At 58.9% G+C, this 11407-nt stretch carries 7 protein-coding genes and 1 rRNA gene; 2 read left to right on the top strand and 6 right to left on the bottom strand.

Annotation, left to right across the window (positions count from 1 at the left end; translation table 11 throughout):
• From BR41_RS21295 to pflB, 4 genes are all read right to left on the bottom strand, one after another.
• A 16S ribosomal RNA gene (locus BR41_RS21295) occupies nucleotides 1-204 on the bottom strand; the annotation flags it as partial.
• 365 nt (nucleotides 205-569) lie between these two features.
• Nucleotides 570-3212, bottom strand: a complete 2643-nt coding sequence (adhE, locus tag BR41_RS21290; RefSeq protein ID WP_035061355.1) for a bifunctional acetaldehyde-CoA/alcohol dehydrogenase — start codon at nucleotides 3210-3212, stop codon at nucleotides 570-572.
• 164 nt (nucleotides 3213-3376) lie between these two features.
• Nucleotides 3377-4177, bottom strand: coding sequence for a pyruvate formate-lyase-activating protein (gene pflA / locus BR41_RS21285; RefSeq protein WP_035061353.1), 801 nt, complete (start codon nucleotides 4175-4177; stop codon nucleotides 3377-3379).
• A gap of 254 nt (nucleotides 4178-4431) precedes the next feature.
• Complete coding sequence (gene pflB, locus BR41_RS21280) at nucleotides 4432-6687, bottom strand: formate C-acetyltransferase (RefSeq protein WP_035061350.1); 2256 nt, start codon at nucleotides 6685-6687, stop codon at nucleotides 4432-4434.
• A 544-nt stretch (nucleotides 6688-7231) separates the two neighbouring features.
• On the opposite strand from pflB, the gene BR41_RS23325 reads away from it, so the two are divergent.
• Nucleotides 7232-8593, top strand: a complete 1362-nt coding sequence (locus BR41_RS23325) for a glycoside hydrolase family 19 protein (protein ID WP_084187507.1) — start codon at nucleotides 7232-7234, stop codon at nucleotides 8591-8593.
• A gap of 416 nt (nucleotides 8594-9009) precedes the next feature.
• Here the strand turns inward: BR41_RS23325 and BR41_RS21270 are convergent, their stop codons facing one another.
• Both BR41_RS21270 and gntR read right to left on the bottom strand, forming a co-directional pair.
• The gene (locus BR41_RS21270; protein ID WP_156970855.1) at nucleotides 9010-9426 is read right to left on the bottom strand and encodes a hypothetical protein; all 417 of its coding nucleotides are present in this window, start codon (nucleotides 9424-9426) and stop codon (nucleotides 9010-9012) included.
• An 11-nt stretch (nucleotides 9427-9437) separates the two neighbouring features.
• Nucleotides 9438-10463 (bottom strand): HTH-type transcriptional regulator GntR, encoded by a 1026-nt coding sequence (gene gntR / locus BR41_RS21265; RefSeq protein ID WP_051711559.1) that lies wholly within the window; start codon nucleotides 10461-10463, stop codon nucleotides 9438-9440.
• A 447-nt stretch (nucleotides 10464-10910) separates the two neighbouring features.
• Between gntR and BR41_RS21260 the strand changes: the two genes are divergently transcribed.
• Nucleotides 10911-11407: GntT/GntP/DsdX family permease (locus BR41_RS21260; RefSeq protein ID WP_035061344.1), on the top strand; the 497-nt coding region annotated here is incomplete at its 3' end.

Below are 11407 nucleotides of genomic sequence, written 5' to 3'. Positions count from 1 at the left end.
TGCGATCCCCCACTTTCCCCCTCAGGGCGTATGCGGTATTAGCCATCCTTTCGGATAGTTATCCCCCATTACTGGGTACGTTCCGATGTATTACTCACCCGTTCGCCACTAACCTGCGGAGCAAGCCCCGCAAGTCCGTTCGACTTGCATGTGTAAAGCATTCCGCCAGCGTTCAATCTGAGCCAGGATCAAACTCTTTAGTTCAATCTCTGTTACTTTTGTTCGCGCTCACAAAACTCAAGAAATCAACAAAGTATGTACTTCGTTTCTTTCCATCTATTAGTGCGAGCACTTGATGTCTTCATCAAGCACCCACACTCATCGGCTGTAATTTGTTAAAGATCGCTTGCTGCGACTCCGGGGAATCGAATCCAGCGCTTCGCTTTCTTCGTTTCCCGCTGTGTCAGCAGCTGGGAGGCCGAAATATACGGATCGGCCTTAAGTCCGTCAACAATCTGTGGCATAAATTTTTCAGAAAACACACAACCATATGAATCATAAGAAAAAAGTTAAACACCAAAAAACGGGGTTCGACTGCTTTCTGCGCCGCGATCATTTTGCCCCGTGTATCAAGCCACGATCTTGAGCGGCTTGATGGCTTCATCCCGCTCATAAGCTTCCTTGTAGGGCCGGCCATAGTAGCTATCCAGCAGCAGTTGCTTCAGCTCGACGATCAATGGGAAGCGCGGATTGGCGCCGGTGCATTGATCATCGAAGGCTTCTACTGCCAGCTGATCGAGCGCATCAAGGAAGTCCTGCTCAGATACACCCGCTTCCTTGATCGATGCCGGAATACCCAAAGCGGCCTTCAGCTCTTCTATCCAGCGGATCAAGCTTTCCACGCCCTGATCGTTGTTCTTGGCTGGCAGGCCAAGGTGGCGAGCGATCTCGGCATAACGACATTTGGCTTGCGGCCGGTCGTACTGGCTGAACGAGGTTTGCTTGGTCGGGATGTCTGCCGCGTTGTAGCGGATCACATTGCTAATCAGCAACGCGTTGGCCAAGCCGTGCGCCAGATGGAATTCCGCACCGATCTTGTGAGCCATGCTGTGGCATACGCCGAGGAAAGCATTGGCGAAGGCGATACCGGCGATGGTCGCTGCATTATGTACTTGCTCCCGTGCTTTCGGGTCGCGCTTGCCGTTGGCGTAGGCCGACGGCAGGTTGGCCTTCAGCAAGGTCAGCGCTTGCAGCGCTTGCGGGTCGGAATACTCGCTCGCCATGACTGATACATAAGCTTCCAGCGCATGCGTTACGGCGTCGATACCGCCAAACGCTGTCAGATCCTTCGGCATATTCATCACTAGGTCAGGATCGACAATGGCGATATCCGGCGTGAGTTCATAATCGGCAATCGGGTATTTCATGCCGGTAACTTCATCGGTAACCACCGCGAACGGGGTGACTTCCGAACCCGTGCCGGAGGTGGTCGGGATCGCAACCAGGCTGGCCTTCTGCCCCATCTTCGGAAATTTGTAGATCCGTTTGCGGATATCCATGAAGCGCAGCGCCAGTTCCTGAAAGTGGACATCCGGGTGCTCGTACATCACCCACATGATCTTGGCGGCATCCATCGGGCTACCCCCGCCGAGCGCGATGATGACGTCGGGCTTGAAGGCTTCCAGCACGCGCACACCTTCGCGGACGACTTCCAGCGTCGGGTCGGCCTCGACGCCGTAGAACACTTCCACCTGCAGCCCCTGCTTCTTGAGCACGTGAATGGTTTCGTCGCAGTAGCCGTTATCAAACAGGTAGCGGCCGGTGACGATCACCGCGCGGCGTTTGTCCTTGAGTTCTTCCAAAGCAAACGGCAGGCAACCGCGGCGGAAGTAGATGTTCTTCGGAATCTTGTGCCACAGCATGTTCTCGGCACGTTTGGCGACGGTCTTCTTGTTGATCAGATGCTGCGGGCCGACGTTTTCCGAAATCGAATTGCCGCCCCACGAGCCGCAGCCCAGTGTCAGCGATGGCGCGAGTGCGAAGTTATATAGATCACCAATACCGCCCTGGCTGGATGGCGTGTTGATCAGGATGCGGGCGGTCTTCATACGGTCGCCGAAATAGCGCACGCGTTCGGACTGCAAATCCTGGTCGGTATAGAGGGATGCGGTGTGACCGATGCCACCCAGCGTAACCAGTGCCTCAGCTTTGGCGACGGCATCATGGAAATCGGTGGCGCGATACATACCCAGTGTCGGGCTGAGTTTTTCGTGGGCGAAGGCTTCGTCCTGATCGATTGCACTGACTTCGCCAATCAATATCTTGGTATACGGCGGCACGGAGATGCCGGCCATCTCGGCGATACGCACGGCACTCTGGCCGACGATGGCGCTGTTCAGCCCGCCATTGACCAGAATGACTTCGCTGACCGCCTTGCACTCGGCAGTGTTCAAGACATAGCCAGCAGCACTCATGAAGCGTTCGCGCACGGCATCGTAAATCTCGTCGACCACGATTACCGCTTGCTCGGATGCACAGACCACACCGTTATCGAAGGTCTTCGACATCAGGATGGAGGCAACGGCGCGCTTGATGTCGGCCGTCTCGTCGATCACAGCCGGGGTGTTCCCCGCACCGACGCCAATGGCCGGCTTGCCGCTGGAATAGGCCGCATGAACCATACCCGGGCCGCCGGTGGCGAGGATCAGGTTGATATCCGGGTGTTGCATCAGGTGCTCGGACAGCGCGACCGACGGTTCGTCGATCCAGCCGATGATGTCGGCCGGGGCACCAGCTTTGACGGCTGCATCCAGAATCAGCTTGGCGGCATAACACGTAGAGCGTCTCGCGCGCGGGTGCGGGCTGAAGATGATGCCGTTGCGGGTCTTGAGCGCGATCAGCGCCTTGAAAATGGCGGTTGAGGTCGGGTTGGTGGTCGGGATGATGCCGCAGATCAAGCCCACAGGCTCGGCGATGGTGATGGTGCCGAAGGCATCGTCCTCACTCAGTACGCCACAGGTCTTGTCGTCTTTGTACTTGTTGTAGATGTACTCGGAGGCGAAGTGGTTTTTCACCACCTTGTCTTCGATGATTCCCATGCCGGTTTCTTCCACCGCCATGCGGGCGAGCGGGATGCGGGCATCGGCGGCAGCAAATGCTGCGCAACGAAAGATTTCATCGACCTGTTGTTGGGAGAAGCTAGCGAAGACCTGCTGAGCCTGCTTGACGCGAGCGACGAGGGCATCGAGTTCTTGTGTTGTGCTGGTAGCCATTTGCAATCTCCAATTAATCCGGGGTTCACGATCAGATTAAGGGGGTATGCAGTGGCTGGAGTTGATGCAGATCAAGCGGTGGGCTGGCATTTATGCCAACGACTTATCGTACAAGCTGGCACCAAGCAATCAGACGCATCTTATTTTTCACGCCGGATCGTTGATCAGCAGCAGAACAAACCGTGATCGCGAAAAATCTGCCGCGCTGCCTCGGCGGCGGCGGATGAAGGCGTCGGCGTATCGGCAAGTTGGTAATCCAGCCCGAGCGCCTGCCACTTGGATTCGCCCATCTTATGAAACGGCAGTACTTCCACGCGCTGGATACAGGATGGCGCCAGCTCGGCCAATCCTTGCAGATAGGTCGCCAGTCGGGTGATGTCTACCGGATCGTCAGTCAACCCGGGCACCAGCACATAACGAATCCACATCGGCTTGCCCATACGGGCCAAGCGCTTGGCGAAATCGAGCGTCGGTTGCAGTGGCTTGCTAGTGAGCGCCTCGTATTTGATCGGGTCGCTGTGCTTGATATCGAGCAGCACCAGATCGACCGGATCGAACCAGTCATCCGGCAGGTGGGCCGCCAGGAAACCCTGGGTATCGAGCGCCGTATGCAGCCCGTATTGTTGCTTGAGGCGGGAGAACACTTCGCGCACGAAATGCGCCTGCATCAGTGGCTCGCCGCCGGAGATGGTGACGCCGCCGGCCAGCTTGAGAAACCCGGCGTACTTGCCGATCTCGTCCACGACCTCTTCCACCGTGCGCGGCAAGCCGTTGTGCAATTTCCAGGTATCCGGGTTGTGGCAGTACAGACAGCGGAACTGGCAGCCAGAAAGGAACAGCACGAAGCGCACACCCGGCCCGTCCACCGCTGCGCCGGTTTCGACTGAATGGACGAAGCCGCTGAGCCGGCCATGTTCGTCGACGACGGCAGGGGAGATTTCTCCGAGGGGGGCTGTGGTTGGCATGGAGTTGATTCCTTTAACGGTCTGGCTGTGCAGTTGTCCCCAACATGACGCTGGAGTCCCTTCAAGACGATTTAGATTTTGGATTCAAACTCCCGTTGCAATAACCGGTCTACGTTGCCGCTTGTTTTCAGCTTCCCCCTTTTTGAAGGGGGATCGAGGGGGATTTCGACGCCGGCTAATTTTGACGTGCCGCAGAAATCCCCCCTAGCCCCCCTTCCAAAAAGGGGGGAACAAACTATCGGCGGCAAGCCACCTCAAGCATGCACATGAAACGTCCGGTTAATCACATCCAGTTGCTGCTCGCGGGTCAGCTTGATGAAGTTGACCGCATAGCCGGACACCCGGATCGTGAGCTGCGGATATTTTTCCGGATGATCCATCGCATCCAGCAGCGTTTCGCGGTTGAGCACATTTACATTGATGTGGAAGCCCGTTGCGTTACAGAAGCCATCGAGGCAATTGGCCAGATTATTGATCCGATCTGCTGGCGTGTGGCCCAGCGCATCCGGCGTGGCCGAGGCCGTCCAGCTGATGCCATCCAGCGCCGCTTCATACGGCAGCTTGGCGACCGATGCCCCAGCCGCAACGAAGCCGGAAGTATCACGGCCATTCATCGGGTTTGCGCCCGGCGCGAATGGCGCACCCGCGCGGCGGCCGTCTGGCGTGTTGCCGGTCTTCTTGCCGTAGACCACGTTCGAAGTGATGGTCAGCACGGATTGAGTCGGCATGGCATTGCGGTAGGTCTGGTGCTGCTTGATCTTGTTCATGAAGGTTTCGGTGAGCCAGACCGCAATCGAATCCACGCGATCATCGTTGTTGCCGAACGCCGGGTAGTCACCCTCGATCTCGAAATCAACCGCCACGCCCGCCTCGTTGCGGATGGTCTTCACCTTGGCGAACTTGATCGCCGACAGCGAATCCGCCGCCACCGACAAACCGGCGATGCCGCAGGCCATGGTGCGCAGGATATCGCGATCATGCAGCGCCATCTCGACCCGCTCATACGCGTACTTGTCGTGCATGTAATGGATGGCGTTGAGCGCCTTGACGTAGGTCTTGGCGAGCCAGCTCATCATGGCATCGAAGCGTTCTAGCACTTCGTCATAGTCGAGGTATTCGGATGTGATCGGTGCAAAGCCCGGCACGACCAGCTTGCCGCTCTTTTCATCCACGCCGCCGTTAATTGCATACAGCATCGCCTTGGCGAGGTTGCAGCGTGCGCCGAAGAACTGCATCTGCTTGCCGATTTCCATCGCCGACACACAGCAGGCGATGCCGTAATCGTCGCCCCACTTCGGCCGCATCAGATCGTCCGATTCATACTGGATCGAACTGGTCTCGATCGACACCTTGGCGCAGAAATCCTTGAAGCCGCGCGGCAGGTCCACCGACCACAGCACGGTCAGGTTCGGTTCCGGCGCGGGGCCAAGATTAAATAAGGTGTTGAGGAAACGGAAGCTGTTCTTGCTGACCAGCGTGCGACCATCCTTACCCATGCCGCCGATCACTTCCGTCACCCAGGTCGGGTCGCCCGAATACAGGCCGTTGTATTCCTCGGTACGCAGGAAACGCACGATGCGCAGTTTGATGACCAGGTCATCGATCAACTCTTGCGCTTCGGCTTCGGTCAACCGGCCCAGGCGCAGATCGCGCTCTATATAGATGTCGAGGAACGTGGAGATCCGGCCTAGCGACATCGCCGCGCCGTTTTGTTCTTTCACGGCGGCCAGATAGCCGAAGTAAGTCCATTGGGTGGCTTCTTGCGCGGTAATGGCTGGGCGGCTGATATCGAAACCGTAGCTGGCGGCCATTTCCTTCAGCTCGCCCAAGGCGCGGATTTGCTCGGAGAGCTCCTCACGCAGCCGCAGTACGTCTTCGGTGAAATCCAGATCGTCGGTGCCAGCTTTCTCAGCCTGCTTGAAAGCGATCAGCGCATCGATGCCATACAGCGCCACGCGGCGATAGTCGCCAATGATGCGGCCACGGCCATAAGCATCGGGCAGGCCGGTGATGATGCCGGAGGAGCGGCAAGCGCGAATCAGCGGGTTATAGACATCGAACACCGCGCTGTTGTGATCCTTGCGGTAGTACTTATAGGTGTTCTCGACTTGCGGATCGAGCTTGCGGCCCAGTTCATGCAGTGAGACCTCGACCATGCGCAGACCGGTATTGGGGAAGATGGCGCGCTTGAGTGGCGCATCGGTCTGCACGCCGACGATCTTTTCCAGATTGCGGTCGATATAACCGGGGCCAAAGGCGTTGATGCGGGTGCCACGGTCGGCGGCGACATCCAGCACGCCACCCGGCGCGGCGCGTTCTTGCTTGAGAAGCTCAGAGAGCTTGGCCCACAGGGCCTCGGTACGTTGGGTCGGCCCGGCTAGGAAAGCCGCGTCGCCGCTATAGGGGGAATAGTTGAGCTGGATGAAATCGCGGACGGCAACCTTGTGCTGCCATTCACCCGCGATGAAGCCAAGCCACGCTTCTTGTTGCAGTTGGGCCGGTGCGTTCATGTCTGTCTCCAATAAACGTGATGAATATGCAAACAGGATACGGAGATGGGCGCTGCAAGAACTTGGTCTAGATCAAGGACTGGCCGTGCACAATTCACACGACTAACGGCGCCAATGCTTGCACTTCCCTCCCCCGCCTCACAGAACTGTCTTATCCGCCACGCGCGCCATTCGCCGTGCAAAAACTGCGCTGCAGCTGAAAACATTTTCTCTGCGGACTACATCCAATGCCCCGCCCTTACTTACATCAGACGGCGTTTATATTGCACCGCAACAATGAAAGCGCTCGCATTACGCCATTGGAATATTGCAATGCAGCACAAGCAGAAACCGACAAACACGTAGTGCAATTTTGTTTGCAATTACAAGGAAGTACATCGAGCACATCGCACTATTGACAAACATCTTCAGGTTTCGCATCTTGAGCGGCCACTTCCCATAACCAAAAAATTTTGGCACTCAGTGCAAGCGCTTTCATTGAAATGCCATACAACGCGGAAGTGACGCACATTCAAATCCAAAAACCAGGATGGAGACGTCAAACATGTCGCAATTCAAGTATCTACTGCGCGCCCTGCCCGCAGCCCTGCTGGCAGCCAGTGTCCTTGCCGCCCCCACGTGGCAGGAAGGTGGCACCTACACCGCCGGCACCATCGTCTATTACAACGGCCACAACTATAAGGCGGTCGTCACCCAGACCGACTACGCCGGCACTGGCTGGAACCCGACCGTAGCCAGCCTGTGGACTGATCTGGGTGCAGCCAGCGGCGGCTCCCCAGCCCCGGCACCGGCCCCCGCTCCAGCGCCGACGCCTGCTCCCGCCCCGGCCCCGGCACCGAGCCCGTCTTCCTGCTCGGCGACCACCTGGTCTGCCGGCGTCAACTATGGCGTGGGCACAGTGGTGAAATACGCGCCGAACGGCAACTACTACAAGGAAGTGAATGCCGGCACCAATGGCAGCGATGGCACCGATCCGACCATCAGCACTTGGTACTGGCAACCGACGAGCTGCAGCGGCTCGTCCACACCTGTGCCGACCCCGGCACCGACGCCAGCCCCCACGCCTGCACCTGCACCGAGCCCGTCTTCCTGCTCGGCGACCACCTGGTCTGCCGGCGTCAACTACGGCGTGGGCACGGTGGTGAAATATGCGCCGAACGGCAACTACTACAAGGAAGTGAATGCCGGCACCAACGGCAGCGACGGCACCGATCCGACCATCAGCACCTGGTACTGGCAGCCGACGACTTGCAGCGGTGGTACGGGCGGCACAGGTGGCACCGGCGGCGGCAGCTTCGTCGTTTCGGAATCACAGTTCAACCAGATGTTCCCGAACCGCAACAGCTTCTACACCTACTCTGGGCTGGTCACCGCCATGTCCGCTTATCCGGCCTTCGCCACGACGGGCGACGGGACCATGCAGCGGCAAGAGGCAGCAGCCTTCCTCGCCAATGTGGCGCAGGAAACCGGCTTGCTGGTGTACATCCGCGAAATCAATCAGGCCAACTGGCCGCTGTACTGCTCGTCCGGCAATTGCGGCGGCAAGCAATACTACGGTCGCGGCCCGATTCAGCTGAGCTGGGACTTCAACTACTCGGCAGCCGGCGCTGCACTCGGGATCGATCTGCTGAACAACCCGGATCTGGTCGCCACCGACGCCGCCATCGCCTGGAAGACCGCGCTCTGGTACTGGATGACCCAAAAGGGCCAGACCGCGCATACCCCGCATGACGTGATGGTGAACTCGCTCGGCTTTGGCGAAACCACCCGCGCCATCAACGGCGGTATCGAGTGCAACCAGGCCTCGGGCTCGCTGGGTTATCAGGAAATGATGAACCGTGCGAACTACTACACCACGTTCACGGGCACGCTCGGCGTACCGACCGGCAGCAGGCTGACTTGCTAAGTTGATTCAGTCGTAACAATGCAAAGGGACAGGTGATTGCCTGTCCCTTTGTTGTTTCTGGGAGTCTGTTCAAGATCTTTTAGTTATGCGCCTACGGCGCAATCAAAAAGCGTTACAGCGCATTCCGCCGCGCGGACGGGGAAGGGACTTTGTTTCGCCAAAGCCCCCTCCACCCCAAAGGCGACCCCCGCTTGGCGGCCTTCCAGGCTACCCTCGGTCGGTCGCGAGCCTAAGGTCTCGCGACACTCCCTCGGCGCTTAGCGAAAGGGGAGAAAAAGCGCGCAGCTCAACCATCGCGAGAAAAACTACGGCCGCTGTGTGCAAATGCCTGCTATTCGTAGGGCGCAAACCCTGCAGGGCATTGCGCCACATCTGCACCCTAAACTGTGTTCTCTCAAAAGTTCGCGAGCAGGCTCCTAATCCTCATCGCACGAATACCGCCCCGGCAAGCTCGTCCACAACTGCAGCTTGCGCGGCTCGGCGATGCGTAGCGTCGGTTGCGTCAGCAGCCAGTGTTCCAGGCCACTGCGCCAGTAAACCAACTCCTCCACGCTCACCCCGACCAAGGCACGCAGCAGCGCGCCTTGCTGCAGCATGATCTCGCCTTCATGAATCGGGGCGGTGGCCAGATAAAGCTGGTCTTCCAACGCCACCACCCAATAGACGCAATCGGCATCTTCGACCAAGGCCAGCGTGCCGCGCGGCATCTGCGCCAGTTCAGCGGCGACCAGTTGGCCCACGGCCTGCAGGCCACTCCAATGCTGCTGGGTCAGGTCATCCGCGCCATATTCGGGAATGTCGGTGTTGACGGGAATGTTGTTCAAATAAGCCATGTTGTGCCCGCTCAACTGCTGCCGCGCAGCTGTAATTCAAAACCCAGATCCAGCTGGCGCAGCGCCGGGGTGGCTTCGCCCTCCATCAATTGCAGCAGCAAGGTGGCGGCCTCAAACCCCACCCGATAGCGTGGCGTGCGTACGCTGGTCAGGGCTGGCGTCGCCCAGGCGGCGCCTTCCAGATCATTGAAGCCGGCCACCGCCAGTTGCGCTGGCACGGCAATGCCGGTGCGCTGGCAGCCCGTGAGCACGCCCAGCGCCAAGTCGTCATTGCAGCAAAAAACCGCGTCACAGTCCGGATGCTCGCGCCGCAGGGTGTCCAACATCTCTACCCCGAGGCCGATTTTTGACGGGCGCGGATTCAGGTATTCCAGCTCGGCCGCATGGCAGCCCGCCGCTTGCAGCGCCTTGCGATAGCCATCCAGCCGCTGCATCACCCGCGGGTCTAAGCGGGCACCGAAAAAAGCGATGCGCCGATACCCCCGCGCCAGCAGATGCTCGGTGATCTGTCGCCCTGCTGCTTCTTGCGAGAAGCCGACGCACAAGCACGCATCGGTCGGGTCCAGCTCCATCATGTGCACCGCCGGAATGCCCAGCTTCGCCAGGTGGGCGAGCGTTTGCGGGCGCTGGCGGATACCGGTCAGCAGTACGCCATCCGGCTTGTGCGAAAGATGCGTGCGCAGCAGGCGCTCTTCTTTCTCGTCGTCATAAGCGGTGTTGCCGATCAGGATTTGGTAGCCGCGCGGATCGAGCACCTCGCTGATCCCGGCCAGCGTATCGATGAACACGGTGTTGGAGAGCGACGGAATCAGCACCGCCACGGTATAGGAGCGAGACGAAACCAGCGTGCGGGCCGATCGATTCGGCACGTAGCCCAGCTCATCCACGATGGCGAGAATTTGCTCGCGCAGGTTTTTCGAGACCAGATCCGGCGAATTGAGCGCGCGCGATACGGTGATCGCACTGACGCCGACCTTGGCGGCGACATCGTGCAAGGTCGCGGCGCGGGGCATGCCCTGCTTGGCTTTACGCGGCATTGTGCATTTCAGATTTCAAGGATTCGGTAACCGGTGCCCGACGGCACCATGACAATTGCGTGGCATGCGTTATATCACGCGGGGCACGAGGATTTGCCGGGAAACAAGGGGAAATCGCGGGCAGATCAGGGTATTCCATTATTGTTGCCCCCTCCACTGTTAACGTTAACATTGCAGCAAATGTAGTCGATTTTTGCGGACAACATTGATGCAACACTCCCCTCGCCCACTTGTGGGAGAGGGGCTGGGGGAGAGGGTCGTGCAACATGCAGCGTTCTTTGTTAGCACCCTCTCCCTAACCCTCTCCCACTTTCCCTGAACAAGGCTAAAGGCCTTGCACGGGATATGAGAGGGAGCACCACATAACCCGAGCCGGCCCACCGGCCACACGCAGCCGCCCAAGTTGGCTGCCCCCAGTTGATAACGACTTGCCTTGAGGACTAACCCATGACTCCCGGAGCCCTGCTACTCAGCTACGCCGTCGTCGCGATCATCGCGCTGGTGTTGCTGATCGCCCGCTACAAACTCAACCCCTTCATTACCCTCACCATCGTCTCCTTCGGTCTGGCGCTGGTGGCCGGCATGCCGGCCAAGGACATCGTCTCTTCCTATGAAGCGGGGGTCGGCAAGACGCTCGGCCACATTGCGCTGATCGTGGCGCTGGGCACCATGCTCGGCAAGATGATGGCCGAATCGGGTGGGGCGGAGCGCATTGCCGCCACGCTGATCGGCAAGTTCGGCGAGAAGAATGTGCATTGGGCGATGGTCTGTATCGCCTTTCTAGTTGGCTTGCCGATCTTCTTCGAGGTCGGTTTCGTGCTGCTGATTCCGATTGCCTTCAACGTGGCGCGTCGCACTGGCACGTCGATGTTGATGGTGGGCTTGCCGATGGTGGCGGGTTTATCAGTGGTGCATGGGCTGGTGCCGCCGCATCCGGCGGCGAT

It is taken from the genome of Andreprevotia chitinilytica DSM 18519 (assembly GCF_000711875.1).
GTDB classification, from domain to species: domain Bacteria; phylum Pseudomonadota; class Gammaproteobacteria; order Burkholderiales; family Chitinibacteraceae; genus Andreprevotia; species Andreprevotia chitinilytica.
This window is presented reverse-complemented; position numbering and strand designations above follow the sequence as displayed.

Excerpts from the sequence above, each read along its gene's own strand:
- adhE (WP_035061355.1), bottom strand. The coding sequence starts at position 3,212 with ATGGCTACCAGCACAACACAAGAACTCGATGCCCTCGTCGCTCGCGTC.
- pflA (WP_035061353.1), bottom strand. The coding sequence starts at position 4,177 with ATGCCAACCACAGCCCCCCTCGGAGAAATCTCCCCTGCCGTCGTCGAC.
- pflB (WP_035061350.1), bottom strand. The coding sequence starts at position 6,687 with ATGAACGCACCGGCCCAACTGCAACAAGAAGCGTGGCTTGGCTTCATC.
- BR41_RS23325 (WP_084187507.1), top strand. The coding sequence starts at position 7,232 with ATGTCGCAATTCAAGTATCTACTGCGCGCCCTGCCCGCAGCCCTGCTG.
- BR41_RS21270 (WP_156970855.1), bottom strand. The coding sequence starts at position 9,426 with ATGGCTTATTTGAACAACATTCCCGTCAACACCGACATTCCCGAATAT.
- gntR (WP_051711559.1), bottom strand. The coding sequence starts at position 10,463 with ATGCCGCGTAAAGCCAAGCAGGGCATGCCCCGCGCCGCGACCTTGCAC.